The sequence below is a fragment of the Nostoc sp. XA010 genome, from assembly GCF_020829625.1.
Taxonomy (GTDB): domain Bacteria; phylum Cyanobacteriota; class Cyanobacteriia; order Cyanobacteriales; family Nostocaceae; genus Nostoc.
On record NZ_JAIVFX010000002.1, the window covers coordinates 55853 to 74585 of the forward strand.

The window sequence follows — 18733 nt, forward strand, 5'->3', positions numbered from 1 at the left end:
TTTGCAAGGGTTTTCAACGAGCACTACTATAAAAAATAATTATTAACTTTGAATAAATAATCAAAATATGTTATATGATGAGCATTCAATTTGGCAAAACCAAACTAAGATAAAGAGTTTTCCAAATTTCTGTGCTTTGTTTTATACAACTTTTTTAGAGTAATCCCAAAATATTTGAAAATATTGCCTAAATGGCAACATTGCTCTGCTGACTTTAGGTATTGTCAGTGTTGGGTTTATCCATTGTGGATTCTCTACTCAGACTTATCTATTAATTACGTAAAGTTTGTATAAAGAACTATAACTAACCTGGTTGTAGTACTGAATATCAAATTTGCACTGTTATCTGCTCAACTTGATATATACAGGAGGAACGAATTTGGTATACTAAATTCCTTGTATATACCAAAATCTATCCGCTCAATAAATCGGGGCGAACTACCAAATAAGTAACGATTTTACGCCATTTGAGCCTTGTCACTGAGCAATTTACCCCGGATTATTGAGCGGTTACCCAAAATCTACGTTAGAAGGAGAACATAGTAAACATCTAAACAAAAGAGAGTATAACAATGTGAAACTACGTTATAACCTCTAATAACACTTATTTAGGCTGCAACCCGCCTTCTAAAGCGAAATATGTAGCTTTCCTGTAGTTGACTAGTGCCAGATTTAACTTACTCTTAAAGCGGATCGCTTCTTGTAAGAATCTACCCTGACAGAAGTGTATAAAGATATAGTTAAATTTAGAAATTCTGTCCGAGATTTTTAATTTGCAAACTGAATAGTTTGATACGGCGCTCAAAAATTTGATCCACTACCCTAAACAAGGTAGTCAATTAACGACTCAATATCATCTGTCTGGTAATTGTATTGAATAGTTTACAATACCAATGGATGAGAAAATCTAAAGAAAATATAAAAGAAACTCAAATTACTGTGGTGTCTGGAGGACAAAAGTGTTTCTGAGACTAGCACATCAACATCGACAATTCGTCCAAGACTTGGTAATGAACCTGCAAGCCTTGGCCGTTGTATTAGAACGGCGCGGATATCCTGCATCCTGCTACACCTGTGGCGATCAAATGAATAGTGCATCGTTTATGGTTAGCCTTGGTGATAACCACCTGATTCGGTTTTTGGTGTCCGATTACGGGATTACTTGGACGGAAATGCGGGATGACCGCGAATTAATGAAGCTAGAAGGTGCAGAGGCGATTAGCCAATTAGACGATCTGGCTGATCTTGTCAAGCAATCTATGCAAACCGATACAGGCTCTAAAACTCTTGCCAAGAAGTATTAAGGTTCCAAAGGCCGATGGCAAATTAGAAATTGATTATTGGTAATTGGTAACGGTGGCTTAGTTAGCGATCGCTCTTACCTGTTCTCCATTACCATTAAGTGATTGGCCCGTGGCTGGCCCATCGCACATTTTTTTGTATCTGCCAAAACCTCACGAGCCGGATTCTGAGCCTTTAGCTGGAAGGTTAGTAAAACGCACAGGATAATTACTAATTCATAATTCATAATTAAAAGCCAGGTTAAAAGAACCTGCAACTATCAAGCAAGCAACCCCGTTTTGATTGGATCTAAATCTATTTGCATAACGCAATTATGAATTATCAATTATGAATTATGAATTTTTAATGAATTTTCTCGCTGACCAAGTGCCGACATTTCTGAAGTTAACGCGATCGCCATTCCCGAATAAAATAAACGAATCTTCTGGTTTACCGACGACAAAGCCTGCATGAGTCGCTAAATGGACAATTGTATAATCATGCATTTGGGGTACAGTAGCTTTGGGGTTAAAGGCATCGTCTAAAAGCTTCGTAGTTTCAGCAACCGCAGCTGCTAAACTTTCTACTTCTCGCATTGCAAAAGGCAATCCAGCGAAAGCAACCTGTCGATTCCCAACTTTGATTTGATAATTACCTTTAGTAAAAGCACCGACTAAAACCCGCAAAGTTGATTGTTTTGGGGTATTTAAGTTAGTCAGGCTGGCAGATGTAATGTGATTGACAGCCAAGCGCTGCACTAGCCATTGTTTGCCATCATATAAAGCAGTTAAAGGAATATAGCGTAACTGTTCATCTGGAGCGTAAATCAGAGTTTGTGTACCTGATAGCTCCAGGTCTTTTTCTATCGGTTTAATTAGCCAGTCATACAGTTGGCGTGCAGGTGCTTTGATATTTCGACTGGGATTGATTAAAGCTTGGCGGAAAGTAGCAATTCTTTGATAGCTTCTTTGTTGAGCCTTGCAATTTCTGAAAGTTGATTATTCTTCGGTAAAGCTTGAGCTTTTTCTCCAGAGTCGTACCTTAACTTTGCATTTGTGCTTGCCTGGTTATTGTCTGGGTATGTCATCCCAAAACCTAGTAAACTAAGTAGAGTCAAAGTAACAACGCCCACATACCGGAGATTAGGCTGTATAACAAAACACTCCCTATACTCGGAAGGGAAATATTAAATCAATAAATCCGGCAGTGCAATTAATTTTTATGCTATTCAATAATTTGGAAAATTTATTTATAGGTGCTGAGGAATTTGAAGATGTCAGAAGAAAAACCTAGCCAACCAAAACTACCACCAACCAGCGCCCTTGACAATTTATCAAGTCCTGAATTTGAAAATTGGTTTGAATATCCTGTCAGAGTGCAACCTCACCACACTGACTATGCCGGTCTTGTCTGGCACGGTTCCTATATAGCGTGGATGGAAGAAGCACGGATTGAATGCTTGCGATCTATAGGGATTGAATTTGCTGATTTAGTCGCTATAGGTTGCGATTTACCAGTAGTAGAACTGTCGGTGCGCTATCACCGTTCAATTAAATTGGGTATGGCAGTGTTGGTAAAGACGCGGATGGCTGAGGTGACTGGTGTACGAATCAATTGGGATTATGCCATTGTCTCAACTGATGGGCAACAATTGTACGTTACTGCTAAGGTGACTTTAGTAGCTTTAGATAGCGAAAGAGGTAAAATTATGCGTCAGTTGCCGCCGAGTGTTAAAGATGCACTGGCTAAAATTTCAGCATTAAATAAAAATTGACCAACAAAAGTTGCAGACACGATTTGCTTCAATTTTGAAAATTTTATCTATTCCTTTTTTGTAATTCACCTTTGTTAACAAAGGTGAATTATTAATTTTTTACTTGCCGTTTTGGAACTGTGATACAGTTTGCGTAAACTGCATTATGTGATGCCAAATATCTTGTGGGGTAATGCCAAAACTAATGTTTAATAAAATCAGGATTGCGGCAATAGTTAATGCACTACTCAAGGTTGCTTTCAACAACTTCCACAATATTATGAAGATAATCCAAGCTACAATTAACGTAGCAATCATAATGTAGAAATTCCTTAAGAATAGCCCTTATCTGAGAAGGTGTTTATTCAGAAAGGGGAAGTTTTTATCGGAAGTAAAAATTATTAGTACTAAAGCTATTAGACCTAAATTGAAATAGATACTAAAGCTAATATCTTTCAACTGTATTAATGATATATTACCTGAAAATGAGACAATGATTTAGATAAGAGGCAATTTGTTTGGCAATTTGGCAGAATTCCTAAAAAGATTTTTTATGAAAAAATGTATCAATAATTACAATATACAGAAGTTATATTTTGGAAGCATAATATATGAGTAATCCTATTTGATTAGTGAGAATAACAAGGCCCAAAGTAAAATGTATGGTAACAAAATTTATACCAAACTTGGAAAGTTGTACAGCATAGCATATTTAGGGTTGGTTGCCCTAGCTTGTGCAGCTACTGCAATAATTTGGGTTATGATAGCTCGAAATAATACTGCTGGTAGTGAGATATCTTTGACACCAATATTTTTTCTAGCGATCACTGTTTTAGTGGCAGTTTCCACAATAGTTGGAATATGTCAAGAAAAGATGTGGGCAAAATGGATTACAATTGCAATCTATAGTTGGTATATTTTTAGTATTATTCGGGTAATTATCAACGCATATTTTTCACAAGACATTGTAATAAATATAACATCGTTTAAAGTGATACATTTAATCGCTTTAATTCTTCCGATTTTAGGAATTATTTTGTTATTACAAAAGCCAAAGACAAATGTCTCTAGTTAATCAATAGCTATTTCAGAGAAAGAGGCTAACAACGCATAGCAAAGAATGGACAAAAATGAATTTAGCCGTTAGCCTTCAGCATTAGGCTGAAGGCTAAACAAGAATTGGTTAAGAGCCAGAAAATCTGCCTTTTGGGTATCTGGGTAAAGGTTTTTATCGCAAAGAAATTATCCGCGAGTGAGTTTCTAAATTTTCAGTCGCTGTTAAAACTTCTTGTCTTGCCCATTTATCTGCTGTCAAAATGTCATCTAAAGAGGGATTAGAACGGTTATCATTTTGATGGCGATCGCACACCCATTCGATACACCGGGGAATATCTAAAAACCGAATTTTTTCATCTAAAAATAAAGCCACAGCTTGCTCATTGGCGGCATTTAACACAGCTGGCATCGAACCACCAGCTTTACCCACAGCATAAGCCAACTGCATACAAGGATACTTTTGGTGATCTGGTTCACGGAAGGTTAAGTTTCCAGCTTTGACTAAATCTAGTCGTTCCCAGTTGGTGTAAATGCGATCGGGCCAAGATAAAGCATACAGCAAAGGTAAGCGCATATCCGGCCAACCGAGTTGGGCTAAAACTGAAGTATCTTGCAGTTCAATCAGCGAGTGAATAATGCTCTGGGGATGAATGACAATTTCGATATTGTCATAATCCAACCCAAACAGGAAGTGAGCCTCAATTACTTCGAGTCCTTTATTCATCAAAGTAGCAGAGTCTACAGTGATTTTACGTCCCATCGACCAATTAGGATGCTTGAGAGCATCAGCAACGGTTACATCTGCTAACTTTTCTACATCCCAGTCCCGGAAAGCCCCACCAGATGCAGTCAGCAAAATTTTTCGCAAGCCTCCCTTTGGCACACCTTGGAGACATTGAAAGATAGCGGAATGTTCAGAATCGGCAGGGAGTAACTTTACACCATGTTTTTCGATTAGGGGTAGAACCACAGGGGCCCCAGCAATCAGGGTTTCTTTGTTCGCTAAGGCAATATCTTTACCAGCTTCAATAGCTGCGATCGTGGGTAGCAAACCAGCACAACCAACGATCCCAGTGACAACGGTTTGAGCATCGCCGTAGCGAGCGACTTCTATCACTCCCGCCTCACCAGCCAGTAAAATCGGTTGGGGATCGAGGTCAATGATAGCTTCTTTGAGCGCTGGTAATTTATCTTCTGAGCAAATGGCTGCTATTTCCGGTCGAAACTGCCGAATTTGAGCAGCCAACATCTCTACATTGTTCCCAGCTGCCAATCCCACAATCCGAAACTGATCTGGGTACTGAGTGACAATATCTAAAGTCTGAGTACCAATAGAACCAGTGGAACCAACAAGAGTAATCGCTTTCACAATTGCTTAAGGATTTACAGACAACTTCCACTATAAATTGCCGGGGACTCTTTAATAACAGCAATCACTATAATCGATACACTGATGACGGCGAGGAGAGACGCGGGGAGGGGGAGAAAGAAAATTTCCGTCTCCTTGTCTTCGTGCCTGCGCCAGCCCCAATCCCTTAATTTCAAGGTTTTATAGCAGATAAATCTAAAAAAATGGATGAATATTTAGCATGGCAAATAAACAAGAAGATATGATGAACCTTCTAACTCAAATATCCGAAGATTAAGTCTACTTTAGCCCGCTAAATTACTTTAATCATTCTATCAATGAATTAAGAAAATATGACCTTGCAGAAATATTAGCTTACCAAGCTAAATTTCCTTCTCTATATGTTATTAACATTGCAGCCATTCTTGAGTTGATAGAAGATGCCATCCAAAATTTCTCGCTTTGTCGAGTTAGGTGGTTTCATCTGCTTTTTGGACGGCAATATCTGAGGCAGTAGGGGTTTAAAGATCATCCACTCTTCGTCTGTGAGGCTCCTAGAGTATGGCATAACTGCTGGATGTAAGTAATATTTAAGTGATCTGCAAAAATCTAGACTTTTTTTGATACTATTTAAGACCAGACTCTTGAAATATTGATTGACGTATGAGCAAAGGTACCCTGTTTGATAAAGTTTGGGACTTACACACCGTTGGTACACTTCCCTCAGGACTGACGCAACTATTTATCGGGCTTCACCTAATTCATGAAGTCACCAGTCCCCAAGCCTTTGCTATGTTACGCGAGAGGGGTCTAAAAGTACTGTTTCCAGAGCGGACTGTGGCCACAGTTGATCATATTGTGCCTACAGAAAACCAGGTGCGTCCCTTTGCCGATAACTTGGCAGAGGAAATGATCCAGGCGCTTGAAAATAACTGTCAAGAAAATAACATAACTTTTTACAATATCGGTTCTGGTAGCCAGGGTATAGTTCACGTAATCGCTCCAGAACTTGGGCTGACTCAGCCAGGAATGACGATCGCTTGTGGAGATAGTCACACTTCGAGTCATGGAGCATTTGGTGCGATCGCATTTGGTATTGGTACTAGCCAAGTCCGAGATGTTCTTGCTTCCCAAACCCTCGCCCTATCCAAACTGAAAGTCCGCAAAATCGCAGTTCACGGCACTCTCAACCCTGGAGTTTACGCCAAAGATGTAATTTTACATATCATCCGCTCACTTGGTGTTAAAGGTGGCGTGGGCTATGCTTACGAATTTGCCGGTACGACATTTGAGCAAATGAATATGGAAGAGAGGATGACTGTCTGCAATATGGCGATCGAAGGCGGTGCTAGATGCGGCTACGTTAATCCCGATCAAGTCACCTACGATTACCTCAAAGGCAGAGATTTTGCACCCAAACATGCAGATTGGGATAAAGCAGTGGCTTGGTGGGATTCCATCAAGAGCGATGCTGATGCCCAGTACGATGATGTAGTCATATTTGACGCTGCGGAAATTTCTCCTACCGTCACCTGGGGGATTACTCCCGGTCAAGGTATCGGTATCAATCAGTCAGTACCTCAACCGGAAGAACTGCTAGAAGAAGACCGATTTATTGCCGAAGAAGCTTATCGCTACATGGATTTATATCCTGGCCAGCCGATCAAGGGCACTAAAATAGATGTCTGCTTTATTGGTAGTTGCACCAACGGCAGAATTACTGATTTGCGAGAAGCTGCAAAAATCGCCAAAGGTCGCCACGTTGCAGAAGGAATCAAAGCTTTTGTTGTCCCAGGTTCTGAAAGGGTGAAGGAAGAAGCGGAAGCTGAAGGACTAGATAAAATCTTTCAGGAAGCCGGATTTGAGTGGCGGGAACCGGGATGTTCTATGTGCCTAGCGATGAACCCCGATAAGCTACAAGGAAGACAAATCAGCGCCTCCTCCTCCAACCGCAACTTTAAAGGAAGACAGGGTTCCTCTTCCGGTCGGACATTGTTAATGAGTCCGGCGATGGTCGCCACAGCTGCGATTAAAGGCGAAGTCTCTGATGTACGCGAGTTACTGTAACCCCATCTTGTGACAGAGAAAACTCTCTCAAACTTTCTTTTCTTTGCGTTACCCTGCGGGAAGCCACTTCGTGTCTACGTTTCTTATATAAAATTATGGTGAGTGAAGTTAAAACAGTTTCAGGACGCGGTATACCCTTAGTGGGCAATGATATAGATACTGATCGCATCATTCCCGCGCGATATTTGAAAGCCGTTACCTTTGATGGGTTAGGCGAAGGCGCATTTATTGATGATCGGACAGCACTTAAAGGTGAACATCCTTTTGACCAACCCCAGTACCAAGGGGCGAATATTTTAATAGTCAATAGAAATTTTGGCTGTGGTTCATCACGGGAACATGCACCCCAAGCGATCGCAAAATGGGGAATCCAAGCTTTAATCGGTGAAAGCTTCGCCGAAATCTTTTTCGGTAACTGTGTGGCAATGGGGATACCTTGTCTGACAGCTGATGCTGTTACTGTTAAACAAGTGCAAGATTTAGTGGCTGCTAATCCTCAAGCCACCGTGACAGTGAATCTGGAAACCTTGCAAGTACAAATTGGTGATTACACTGCCCCAGTTGCGATCGGTGAAGGGACAAGAAGCACATTTATTTCTGGAACTTGGGATGCTTGCGGTCAGTTGGTAGCCAATGCTGACCAAGTTCGGGTAACGGCAGCAAAATTACCCTACGTAGGTTGGGGCAATTTTGCTGCAAGTTAGGATTTTCTTATTCTCTGGTTATCAGCCAGGGAATAAGAAAATGCCAAGAATTTTATAACCTCAATAAAAACATCAAAAATTGAAGCTTTTTGTGCTTGCGGAGAGCAATTCACCGCAAGCACAATGGAATATTGGGCAAGATGCTTGCTCTACAAAATTGGATAATTTATTTGTTGGAAATCCCTAATTCACAATCCCAAGCACACTAGCTCTGTTGAGCAACGCCAAGAAAAGCAATTTCCTCAACATTCAATACATTCAACGTGAACTGATCACGCTTAATGGTGTAATTGTTGGAGCTGCCTAGAATGGTATAATCACTTTTGAAATCAGGCAAAATTAGCTTGTCTAATCCCGATTCACCATTGATCGTGGCATTACCGTAACCAACATCAAATGTGTCGGAGCCACCTCCACCCTTAATCAAGACATCGGCAATAGCGCCTCCTTGTCCTAAAACGGGATTACCGTTAGCATCAATTCGACGAGCCTTGAAGTAATCGTTACCGTTTCCACCATCAATGGTACCGCCTTGGATACCAATGCTGGTGCCATAGCCAGTAAGGGTATCCAAGCCATCGCCTAATTTGATGATGCCACTGTTAACAATGCCTATACCTTCACCGGGCCCAAGCTCCCCAAAAGGGGTATCGTAGCTCCCTTTACCGCCCTTACCGATACCAGTAATAGAATCGTTTCCTTGCCCTCCATCGATCACACTACCCTTACTGTTGGAGATGCCTATACCCCTACCTGCGTTGAATGATCTAAAAGGTTCTAAACTTGCATCCCTGCCGTTGCCGATACCAGTAATAGAATCGTTTCCTTTCCCTCCATTAATCACGCTAGCACCACTGTTGAAGATGCCTGTACCATCTTCTCCAGTTCCACCATTTCCAGTTCCCTTGATCGAATCGTTCCCTTCTCCTCCATTAATATTGCTGCGGTCAGTGTTAGAGATTCCTACAGCAGGCCCCTCAAATACTGCAATTCCAGTTCCAAAGATAGAGTCGTCCCCAAATCCTCCATCAATGCGGCTATTCTGAGTATTATTGATGCCTGTAGCAGGTTTAAGGTCATCAATGGATACCTCGGCTCCCTTTCCGGTTCCGAAGATCAAATCTTTTCCATCTCCTCCATTAATGTAGCCGCCCTGAGTGTTAGAGATACCTATACCGCGTGCAGTCTCACCTCGATAGCCCTCACCGGCAGTGCCAGTGCCCTTGATACTCGGTTGAGTCGATGGGGAGTATTATCTCCCGCACCTCTCAGTTAGATCCGGACATGCCCATTTCTGTGCATCCGGCTCCCGATGTTCTTAGCTTTCGCTTTTGCTCATGTGTTTGTAATCGTGACAACTCTCGTGAATTGCTTCTAGATTATTCTTCTTCCAGTTGGCGTGATTTCCGTCGATGTGGTGCAGGTGAACTTTTTCCTCATCGATGAATTTCAAGCCACAGGAAGCACATCTATGGTTCTGCTTTTTGAGGGTTTTAGAGGTTTCGCCGTCGTAGAGCTTACTATTACGTTCACTCCAGTAGGCTGTATCTCCGTCATAGGGGGATTTTGTCCCTTTGACCATGACGTGTTTATTTTCGGAGTATGGAACCTTTGGAAATGCTTTGTCTAGTAATTTCTTGCTAGAATGGCGATTTAGTTTGGTTTCCTTGTTGAATACCTTTTTGGCTCTGGTTTCGATGTGATATAACGAGTTTCTAGACCCGTCCATCTTGCAGAACTTATGGTAATTTCTCCACCCTCTAACTACCGGGGCTAATTTTTCAGCCTTTGTAGTAGCACCATAATTCGAGTTGTTGACAATGTGTTTTACTTTCTTACGGAACGCTTTGAAGTTGTCCACTGAGGGAGTGCTTTTAAACTTTCCGTTTTTCTGTACTTTAAAGTGCCAGCCGAGGAAATCAAACCCATCTGTCGCTGCGGTAACTTTGGTTTTCTTTTGGCTTACATTCATTCCGCGTTTGCGGAGGAACTCGTTGATTCTTTCAAGTATCTCTGTTGCGTCCTCTTCGGGTCGGAGTATGATAACCATGTCATCCGCGTATCGGACTGATGGTTCTCTGATGGAGTCGATTGGAGTTCCAGAAGAGACACTCTGTTTTGGATTCCTGTGGTGTCTGTGAATACTCTCAATCCCGTTGAGCGCGATGTTAGCTAGTAAGGGACTTACCACTCCCCCTTGGGGGGTTCCTTGTTCGGGAAATTCTGGGTTGACTCCTGCCTTAAGGCATCGGAAGATACCGAGTTTTAGACCTTTGGGAGCGATGAGTTCGTCCATTATTGCTGAGTGATTAATCCTGTCGAAGCACTTTTCGATGTCGAGTTCGATTACTCGTTTTTCTATTCCGCTAGTCTGGGAGTTGAGGTTTGTGTAGATGTAATATTGTGCATCATGGGCAGAGCGCCCAGTTCTAAACCCGTAACTTCTAGCGTGGAAAGTGGCTTCGTGTGCTGGTTCCAGTGCGTATTTTGCTAGGCATTGCCAAGCTCTATCCGCGATGGTTGGTATCTTAAGCATTCTGGTAGTCCCGTCCTTCTTGGGGATAGGGATTTCCCGTAGTCCTTGATGCTTCCAATTTCCACTATTCATTTTCAGTAGTTCTTCAAGGTTGAAGCGTTCTTCAGATGATAGGGATTTCTTACCATCAATACCAGCCGTCTTTTTACCAGCATTTAGCTGAGATACTTGTCTAATTGCAAGAAATCGAGCCGAGGTGGATTTGAGAATAAGCTTTTGGAGTGACCTAGCTTTCCGCTTGTCTCCAACTTGAACAGCTTTATACACGCGCTTTTGAAGGCGGAATAGATTTCGGCGGAATTTCTTCCACGGTAGGGCTACCCAAGATTCACTAGTTTTGTAACTGTGTCTAATCATTTTCTCTTCTGGAGTTTGTGTATTCTGAACACCTCAGACCAATTACGGTCTGTCCTACCCGACTTGTGAGGGTTCCGCTTCTCGTCTAGCCTACTTGGGGTTCGACTGCCCCTAGACCCACAAATCGTTTTTATTCGTTCCCTCGGAGAGATTGTTTGTTCCGTTAGGTGTAGCCAATTCAACCGCTAGATTCCCTTGACTCTTGCCGATATTGACGACCCATTCGGCGGGAATTATTCTCTAGCGGGGTCAGGGGGTTTTATGTTGCGCCCTGCCCATAGGTAGGTTGCTTTTCTAGGCTCTGTTTCACCGTAGGAACTTCCCGTTAGCGCCAGTGTCAACCCGCAACGGCTGTCTGATTGCGCCCTGTTCCCAGCTTCACTCTACAAGAATCGAGCTTGTTCGGTGTGGGCAGATAGGGAGTCAATTCTGAGTCTAAATGGTAGGGCTTGCACCTACATCTGACCGAGAGTTCAGCCTTTAGTGACAGTAATCTGCTGTCGGGCTGGCTTAGTTATGTACGGATTGGATACCGAGATTCACTAAGCAACGAATCGCACATCGTCTCCTATCCCTACATTGATGGTGCCACTGTTAGCAATTCCTGTGCCTGCGCTAAAATTGAAAGTCTCGTTGCTGCCGGTGCCAGTACCCTTGATAGTATCGTTACCTGCTTGAGTATCAATGATTCCCTTTTTTAGAACCTCAATTCCAATTCCTGGGAATGCATTATCCTCTTGTCCTATTACAAGATCGGAACCAGAAGTCCCTATGAATGGGAGTAAAGAAACAATTAGTCTGGGCATAATATAATTTTCCGCAATTGTGTGTGATGAAGTTTTAACCCCTGAAAGTCTTGCTCTTTGAGGAAGAATTCTCTAAGTCAGAATTTCAGTAGATCGAAAAGTTTTGATATCCCCTCAAAGATTCGGGGTAAGCAAAATAATGCTTTATAAACAGTAGTTTATAAACAACGGTTAGGCAATATAGGATGAAATTAACTCTAGAACGGAAATATTCAATCAGATTAAAGTATTACATTTGACTCGTTAGATAAATACTTATATTTAAGACTAAATGCAAAAATCCATGCTTTAGCCTTCAGTAAAAACCCTTGGTTATTAATAGCACGGATCGATTAGCCATAGCTACTTTTAAGTTGGCAAAACTTTTAAATACTTTAGATGAACTCACTATATTTGACAGGCAAATACAAGCTTATTAATATAATACTGCTCGGCAAGTGTAAGGTTGTCATTAAAGCCACAATATAAGCACGGGTTCGTATTTAGTTATTATTTGTTGTTTTAAGTTTATTTAAAATTATCTAATCGGCTGAAAGTTTCAATTATCTAATCGGCTGAAAGCTTGTTAGCAAAGGCATTTACGGGCGATATTCTATTTTATCAAAAGTTTCAATTATTTAAGACTAAATGCAAAAGTCCATGCTTTAGCCTTCAGTAAAAACCCTTGGTTATTAATAGCACGGATCGATTAGCCATAGCTACTTTTAAGTTGGTAAGACTTTTAAATACTTTAGATAAACCTCACTATATTTGACAGGCAAGTACTAGCTTATTAATATAATACTGCTCGGCAAGTGTAAGGTTGTCATTAAAGCCACAATATAAGCACGGATTCTTATTTAGTTATCATTTGTTATTCTAACTTTATTTAAAATAATCTAATCGGCTGAAAGCTTGTTAGTAAAGGTATTTACGGACGATATTCTATCTTATAAAAGTTTCAATTTTCATAATAAAGAGTTCCATAAAAATCAATATTTTGCATAAAACCAGAATGTATCTCTGAGTAATACTTAGCGGCTAAAAACTATAAGTTTTGTAGCTCGTAGATAAAAACTAGTACTTTCATACTCTTCTTAGAAATGAAGTACTAGTAACTCATTGTTCACTTAAAAATTAAGAATCAAGAGGATTAATCATGGCAGTAACTTGGATTCCAGGCCCAGGGCCAACCAATGGAGCAGATACAGGTACTAGTGATACTGCTTCTGATAACTTCAGTGGCTTTGGTGGAAATGACACCCTAATTGGTGGAAGTGGAAATGACACCCTTAATGGTGGCGCTGGTAATGACCTCCTGCAAGGTGGTGACGGTATCGACTTGCTAAACGGTGGGAGCGGGAGCGATACCATACAAGGAGATCGTGGCGACGACACTTTCATCGGTGGAAGTGGCAACGACCGACTCATCTGGAACAACGGTGACGGTAGCGACAGAATTAGTGGTAACGCTGGCTCTGACGTGGTTCAAGTCAACGGCGCAGCAGGTGCAGGAGACACCTTCCTCCTAGAACAAGACGCCGAAGAAGGAACAGCAATCTTTGATCGGCTCAACTTAGTTCCTTTCACCCTGACTGTAGACACCGTAGAGAGCTTTGAAGTCAATGGTGGCGGAGGCAATGACATCTTCGAGGTTAACGACCTGGAGGAAACTAGCGTCAGTGCAGTCAGCTTTACAGGTGGTGCTGGCAATGACTTGCTTGATGGTAGTGGCACATCTACACCCTTAACTGGCTCTGGTGATGCTGGAAGTGACACCCTAATTGGTGGCGATGGAGATGACACCTTCAATAGTGGCGCTGGTAATGACCTCCTGCAAGGTGGTGACGGTATCGACTTACTAAACGGTGGGAGCGGGAGCGATACCATACAAGGAGATCGTGGCGACGACACTTTCATCGGTGGAAGTGGCAACGACCGACTCATCTGGAACAACGGTGACGGTAGCGACAGAATTAGTGGTAACGCTGGCTCTGACGTGGTTCAAGTCAACGGCGCAGCAGGTGCAGGAGACACCTTCCTCCTAGAACAAGACGCCGAAGAAGGAACAGCAATCTTTGATCGGCTCAACTTAGTTCCTTTCACCCTGACTGTAGACACCGTAGAGAGCTTTGAAGTCAATGGTGGCGGAGGCAATGACATCTTCGAGGTTAACGACCTGGAGGAAACTAGCGTCAGTGCAGTCAGCTTTACAGGCGGTGCTGGCAATGACTCGCTTGATGGTAGTGGCACAGCTACACCCTTAACTGGCTCTGGTGATGCTGGAAATGACACCCTAATTGGTGGCGATGGAGATGACACCTTCAATGGTGGTGCTGGTAGAGACTGGCTACAAGGTGGCAACGGTAATGATATCCTGACAGGCGGTGCTGGTAGCGATCGCTTTGTGTTCAGATCAGGCGCTTCGTTCAATGCTGATGATCTAGGCGTAGATCAAATTACTGACTTTAACCGCAATGCTGACACAATTGTCCTGGATAGTACAACTTTTGTCGGACTCGACGATCTGTCCGATATTAGGATAGTAGCTAATGATGCAGCAGCTTCAACTAGCTTTGGAGTCATTACTTACAGTCTTGGAACTGGCAATTTGTTCTTTAACCCAAACTTGAGTTCATCAGGCTTTGGGACAGATGGGCTGTTTGCCAACATTGATAACGATAACAATCCATTAACAGCAGCACCAGTATTGGCAGCTACGAACTTTGAGATTGTTGGCTAATTAGACAGAATTTAAACATGTCTGCAAGCTTGGAGCTAGATCCTAATAACCCCAATCATTAGCATTGCTAATTAGAGATTCTTAATCCAATCGTCTTTCCAGCACGCTTGAACTGGGGCGGAGTACAAGCTCCGTCTCAGTTTTTCCCCCTGCCCACCGCTCCCTGCCCCCTTGCCTCTTTTGACCTAACCTACGCCAGTTTTTGGGATCTAAAGTTTTCCAAGGTAGTTTTTTTATGGATATAAACTTCACTGTCTGGCAGTATTTCTTTAATCCTTATGACTTCTGCTTCTGCACTTGGGAGATTTTGCGGCTCACTGGTTACTGGATTACCAAATGCTAAAACAGCTTGTAGTTTGCGAGGTATGGCATTTTGCATACCTAGAGATTTTAAGGAATTATTGGAAATGCGAGTGAGATAGTTGACAGGATATTTTTGGATCAGAAATTGGTTGGTTTTATTGTCGTAAACAGCCTCAAAAGGTAAATGGCGGAGTTTACCAGTAGCAATAATACTCAGTTGTTTAGGTGATAGGGCCTTAATGTTGTCTTCTATAGGGCGAATGAGAGCGTCAAAAAGTTCGCCGCCGGTTTCAAAAGCTTAGGGGCATAGATGTACTCCCCTACAGATGAATTGATTCACGCTCAATAAGGTTTCGCCAGAATAGTGATCGTTCTTTGTTGCGAATTGAACTGGATTTCATATACCACATATTTCCAACGTCTCGCCACTGACTGAATACCCCGCAACTGTACTGTGGAAACTACAGGTGGTTTGAGCTTCACCACCGTTTGACCCTGAGTAGGATTTTTTACGGTAAAATTATTTAAAGGTATGCCCCTCCAAGTTACTAGTTTGCCTGTAGGAGGGTCTTCCCCACTTCGCATTAATGGCTTCCTATCGCTTCTATAAACCAACGCCCCATTCTTGAAAACTACTCTTGCAATTTGGCTCAGAGGAATCGTGGTAGTTTTGTCATTACGCAAAATTGATAGCACTTGCCCTTGTGCATCAATTCCTATCACTCTACCACTGCTTGACTCACCCCTTTTAAAGATGACCTCTGCTAGCTCTGGTAATGCTACTGCAAGTTCTAATTCATCTGCTTTGATTTATGTCTGTGCTAACGAAGAATTTCCCGTCTTGACATTTTGGCTCATTACAGCTTGAATATTTCCTGCGATCGCTGCTGCCATTACTAAGATTGCTACAACCCATCCCTGGAAAAAAGCTTTCATAGTTCAATACCTTTGCCAAAATAAGAGCCTAGAAAAATTTTGGCAAAATCGGCAAAATTACCCATACATATGCGTTTTGCTTAAAAGGGAGTTTGTTATTTAAAACCTCTATACTGCTGTCAATACGTAAAAAAAAACTTGTGGTCAACCTTAAAGGAATTTTTAGAACTTATTGTTTTTAGCAAACCTCAAATAACAGCGAGTAATAGTGAAAGCGTAATCAACTCAGGCTCATAAATTGGCAAAGGTATTGATAGTTTTAACAGTATATTTGCATTATTGGCGATCGGGGTTTGTTTGATGACTTGCGAGGCAGAGAAGATGCTGATATCAGCAATCCACAGCAGCCGCGAGTCTGGCGCTTACTCCTAGAACGTGGCGGCTGGATTTATTTGTTTCGAGCATTGCCCGTAAATGCAAAATCTAATGAGCTACCGTCAGTGTTGGCGATTCAAGAAAGTGATAAGGGACATATAATAATTCGCAGTCCAGAAGTTTCTAAAAGTAGTTCTCCTTGAGGATAATTATCACTTCTGCGTCAGGCAATCAAGCAATCATCTTCTCTAAAGCAACCTGCAAATCTTTTGTCAAATCGCTCACACCTTGTCTAGCCGCCAAGCGATCGCCCTGACAATTATGAGAGCGTTCGGTTACTGAAATTGGCTCTCCTACAGTGATTTGTGCCTCTCGCAAACCTAACCGAGGTCGCCCCGGAAGTGTTGTATCCTGAATTCTAGAAAGCATATCGAATACAAGCAAAGCTGTTTCCCCAAACCGTTCCGCCGTCGGTTGTTCCTGAATATAAGTAGCTGTGACAGCAACAAAACTTTCCACTATCCGCATGTGACGCATTCGCAAGTCTGCTTCTTGAGCAATCCAGTCTGCCAAACCGCGTTTAAAGGGTGATAAAGCATTGATATCTGGCAAATCTTCCCGATAAATGTAATTCCAGCCAGCCTCTTCTAAGCGGCGACAGCGATCAATGGGATTTCCCTGTGCTTGAACTCCAAAATATTGCTCGGCAACTTGTAAAGCCTTATCTAGCAAGCGATGAAGTCGAGCAATCAACACCTGATTCGGAGTAGCAGATTCATCAGTTGAGATGGTTTTTGGAATGTCTTGATGATAGAAGCGACGATAAAATTCTTCCATCTCGGTAATCAGATATTCAGCCAACCTACAGAGGCGTTGATAGTAAATCTCTTCGCCCTCGCCTTGCTCAACTTCCATCGGCGATAAGCCAATATCAGCTTCTAATTTACTCAGCAGCCAATCCAGTTTAGACCAGGGTGGCTCAATGTAGCGATACTGGATAGCGATCGGCACAATGATTACAGTCTCAGTCCGATTGGCTTTTTGCAAATCTTCTACACACCAGAAGCCCATTTGAGCAACACCAGGTTCTAAGGGGCTAACAATACCACTATGACCATTAGTACCGCCTTCCGGTGCCACTGCGATCGGTAGTTCGCCATTAGCAAACAACTCCCGTGCTGTTTGAATAGCTTGGCGATCTAGTCGCCTACCGCGATGAACTGGCACACCTCCTATCCGAGAAAACAACCAACCCAGCCACTTTCCAGCCCAAACCGTCATACCGCGATCGTAGAGAAAATAGCTGTGAACAAGGGATTGCAGTGTAATACCTTTCTGACGAGCAACCTGTGGCACAATCCGGGAAAGCAAATACAGCATACACAGAGGATCTTCCACCTCTGGGTGGCGAAATGCCAGCAAAAAGCGAATTTTTCCAGCCTGGAATTGTTGATAAAGTTCAGCTAATACCTCAACATTCTTGGCTTCAACACGCACAATACCAGCCGTTAGCCAAGGACGAGTGCGGAACCGTAGTGCGATCGGCAGCAACCACCGAACAATCTGAAGTACCAGCGAGTTCAACCGTTGGGGAATGAATTTTAATGGTGGTTGAGTAGACTGAATCGATCTAGGCAAGTCGCTCTCCAGATTGTATTTCTAGGGATTGTACAACGTGGAGTCTTGGTTTTGCGTCAACCCAAAGAGAAGTCTATGCGCCGGAAACCACTTGTTGAAAAAAATTAGTTTGGATGTTTTGGAAAATTTCGGAATAAATAGCCAAACACTACTAAGTTCAACACAAAAATCAATATTTTTACAAGAGAAATCCCCTGAATTAATTCATAAATCTCTGGTGGAACACTGATACCGACAAGTCCCAACACTAAGACATGTGCCCAACGCTTTTCGTACCATAAACCAACGGCTTCAATACTAGTAACAATAGCATAGACTCCTGTTCCAATACCGCTAAATGCCAAGGTTTGGGGATTTAAATTGATAACTTTCTTTAAAAGCCAATCAATAATTATCGATTTACCTTCTAAAACATAATTTTTTGAAAACACCTCTAGAGCTTGATAATTTTTTAATGTCAATAATAAAGCGATCGAAGTAACCATAAGCAGCAATGCGGCAAATGATTTGTAGAGAACAATTGCCACTAACCCCAATGGACGCTTTTTCAAAGAACCTCCTAAGTAGATATAGCAATCTTATTTGATTTTTGAATTTATTTGCGTGGTGCGCGATAGGCAGGGACTAGGGAATCAGGCTTTTTCAGTTGAGGGCGAGTTTTTCACCCAATCAAATAGGAGTCCTATAGAACCCAAACTTTCATTGACTTGTATGTGCGTAGGCCACCAAAAACCGCAGCGATCGCAAATTAAGATAAATTATATCTAATGGAGGTTAGCGGACTCGAACCGCTGACATCCTGCTTGCAAAGCAGGCGCTCTACCAACTGAGCTAAACCCCCATAAAATTAAAATAGTATGGTAACTTTGGTTGCCGAAGTTAATTGTAACTTATATTGTTCCATTACCAAA

At 42.1% G+C, this 18733-nt stretch carries 18 protein-coding genes, 1 tRNA gene and 2 pseudogenes; 7 read left to right on the forward strand and 14 right to left on the reverse strand.

The window, feature by feature from the left end; all coding sequences use genetic code 11:
- The first annotated feature begins 959 nt into the window (after window positions 1-959).
- Window positions 960-1304: a DUF1815 family protein gene (locus tag LC608_RS03095; RefSeq protein ID WP_100898754.1), complete on the forward strand. Its 345-nt coding sequence runs from the start codon at window positions 960-962 to the stop codon at window positions 1302-1304.
- Between the two features lie 357 nt (window positions 1305-1661).
- Here the strand turns inward: LC608_RS03095 and LC608_RS03100 are convergent.
- A pseudogene (locus tag LC608_RS03100) lies at window positions 1662-2243 on the reverse strand (CHAT domain-containing protein); the annotation flags it as partial.
- A complete protein-coding gene (locus tag LC608_RS03105) occupies window positions 2210-2368 on the reverse strand; it encodes a hypothetical protein (RefSeq protein ID WP_229552132.1) in 159 nt (52 codons plus the stop codon). The gene LC608_RS03105 and the pseudogene LC608_RS03100, both read right to left, overlap by 34 nt.
- A 186-nt stretch (window positions 2369-2554) precedes the next feature.
- On the opposite strand from LC608_RS03105, the gene LC608_RS03110 reads away from it, so the two are divergent.
- On the forward strand, window positions 2555-3055 hold the full coding sequence (locus tag LC608_RS03110; RefSeq protein ID WP_229552133.1) for a thioesterase family protein: 501 nt from the start codon (window positions 2555-2557) through the stop codon (window positions 3053-3055).
- Between the two features lie 99 nt (window positions 3056-3154).
- Here the strand turns inward: LC608_RS03110 and LC608_RS03115 are convergent, their stop codons facing one another.
- A complete protein-coding gene (locus LC608_RS03115) occupies window positions 3155-3352 on the reverse strand; it encodes a hypothetical protein (protein ID WP_229552134.1) in 198 nt (65 codons plus the stop codon).
- A 307-nt stretch (window positions 3353-3659) separates the two neighbouring features.
- Between LC608_RS03115 and LC608_RS03120 the strand changes: the two genes are divergently transcribed.
- The gene (locus tag LC608_RS03120) at window positions 3660-4109 is read left to right on the forward strand and encodes a hypothetical protein (protein WP_229552135.1); all 450 of its coding nucleotides are present in this window, start codon (window positions 3660-3662) and stop codon (window positions 4107-4109) included.
- Between the two features lie 153 nt (window positions 4110-4262).
- Here LC608_RS03120 and dxr read toward each other — a convergent pair whose 3' ends face one another.
- The gene (gene dxr / locus LC608_RS03125) at window positions 4263-5459 is read right to left on the reverse strand and encodes a 1-deoxy-D-xylulose-5-phosphate reductoisomerase (protein ID WP_229552136.1); all 1197 of its coding nucleotides are present in this window, start codon (window positions 5457-5459) and stop codon (window positions 4263-4265) included.
- Between the two features lie 376 nt (window positions 5460-5835).
- Window positions 5836-6006 (reverse strand): transposase, encoded by a 171-nt coding sequence (locus LC608_RS03130; protein ID WP_229552137.1) that lies wholly within the window; start codon window positions 6004-6006, stop codon window positions 5836-5838.
- 95 nt (window positions 6007-6101) lie between these two features.
- On the opposite strand from LC608_RS03130, the gene leuC reads away from it, so the two are divergent.
- On the forward strand, window positions 6102-7505 hold the full coding sequence (leuC, locus tag LC608_RS03135) for a 3-isopropylmalate dehydratase large subunit (RefSeq protein WP_229552138.1): 1404 nt from the start codon (window positions 6102-6104) through the stop codon (window positions 7503-7505).
- Window positions 7506-7600: 95 nt separating this feature from the next.
- Complete coding sequence (leuD, locus tag LC608_RS03140) at window positions 7601-8209, forward strand: 3-isopropylmalate dehydratase small subunit (protein WP_229552139.1); 609 nt, start codon at window positions 7601-7603, stop codon at window positions 8207-8209.
- 205 nt (window positions 8210-8414) lie between these two features.
- Here the strand turns inward: leuD and LC608_RS03145 are convergent, their stop codons facing one another.
- From LC608_RS03145 to LC608_RS03155, 3 genes are all read right to left on the reverse strand, one after another.
- Window positions 8415-9329, reverse strand: a complete 915-nt coding sequence (locus LC608_RS03145; RefSeq protein ID WP_229552140.1) for a hypothetical protein — start codon at window positions 9327-9329, stop codon at window positions 8415-8417.
- A 198-nt stretch (window positions 9330-9527) separates the two neighbouring features.
- Complete coding sequence (locus LC608_RS03150; protein ID WP_229552141.1) at window positions 9528-11102, reverse strand: reverse transcriptase domain-containing protein; 1575 nt, start codon at window positions 11100-11102, stop codon at window positions 9528-9530.
- A 542-nt stretch (window positions 11103-11644) separates the two neighbouring features.
- Complete coding sequence (locus tag LC608_RS03155; RefSeq protein WP_229552142.1) at window positions 11645-11908, reverse strand: hypothetical protein; 264 nt, start codon at window positions 11906-11908, stop codon at window positions 11645-11647.
- A gap of 1138 nt (window positions 11909-13046) precedes the next feature.
- Between LC608_RS03155 and LC608_RS03160 the strand changes: the two genes are divergently transcribed.
- Window positions 13047-14630, forward strand: a complete 1584-nt coding sequence (locus tag LC608_RS03160; RefSeq protein WP_229552143.1) for a calcium-binding protein — start codon at window positions 13047-13049, stop codon at window positions 14628-14630.
- A 190-nt stretch (window positions 14631-14820) separates the two neighbouring features.
- On the opposite strand, the pseudogene LC608_RS03165 reads toward LC608_RS03160, so the two are convergent.
- The 3 genes and pseudogenes from LC608_RS03165 to LC608_RS36760 all read right to left on the reverse strand — a co-directional run.
- Window positions 14821-15210, reverse strand: a pseudogene (locus LC608_RS03165) (CHAT domain-containing protein); the annotation flags it as partial.
- A 65-nt stretch (window positions 15211-15275) separates the two neighbouring features.
- The gene (locus tag LC608_RS03170) at window positions 15276-15656 is read right to left on the reverse strand and encodes a hypothetical protein (RefSeq protein ID WP_229552144.1); all 381 of its coding nucleotides are present in this window, start codon (window positions 15654-15656) and stop codon (window positions 15276-15278) included.
- An 87-nt stretch (window positions 15657-15743) separates the two neighbouring features.
- A complete protein-coding gene (locus LC608_RS36760) occupies window positions 15744-15869 on the reverse strand; it encodes a hypothetical protein (RefSeq protein ID WP_267870958.1) in 126 nt (41 codons plus the stop codon).
- Window positions 15870-16162: 293 nt separating this feature from the next.
- Here LC608_RS36760 and LC608_RS03175 point away from each other — a divergent pair, with 293 nt between their 5' ends.
- Window positions 16163-16387 (forward strand): hypothetical protein, encoded by a 225-nt coding sequence (locus LC608_RS03175; protein ID WP_229552145.1) that lies wholly within the window; start codon window positions 16163-16165, stop codon window positions 16385-16387.
- A 28-nt stretch (window positions 16388-16415) separates the two neighbouring features.
- Here the strand turns inward: LC608_RS03175 and LC608_RS03180 are convergent, their stop codons facing one another.
- The 3 genes from LC608_RS03180 to LC608_RS03190 form a co-directional block, all read right to left on the reverse strand.
- Complete coding sequence (locus tag LC608_RS03180) at window positions 16416-17822, reverse strand: 1-acyl-sn-glycerol-3-phosphate acyltransferase (RefSeq protein WP_229552146.1); 1407 nt, start codon at window positions 17820-17822, stop codon at window positions 16416-16418.
- A gap of 104 nt (window positions 17823-17926) precedes the next feature.
- Complete coding sequence (locus LC608_RS03185; protein ID WP_229552147.1) at window positions 17927-18373, reverse strand: DUF2127 domain-containing protein; 447 nt, start codon at window positions 18371-18373, stop codon at window positions 17927-17929.
- Between the two features lie 217 nt (window positions 18374-18590).
- Window positions 18591-18663: transfer RNA gene (locus LC608_RS03190), tRNA-Ala, on the reverse strand.
- Between the last annotated feature and the right edge of the window lie 70 nt (window positions 18664-18733).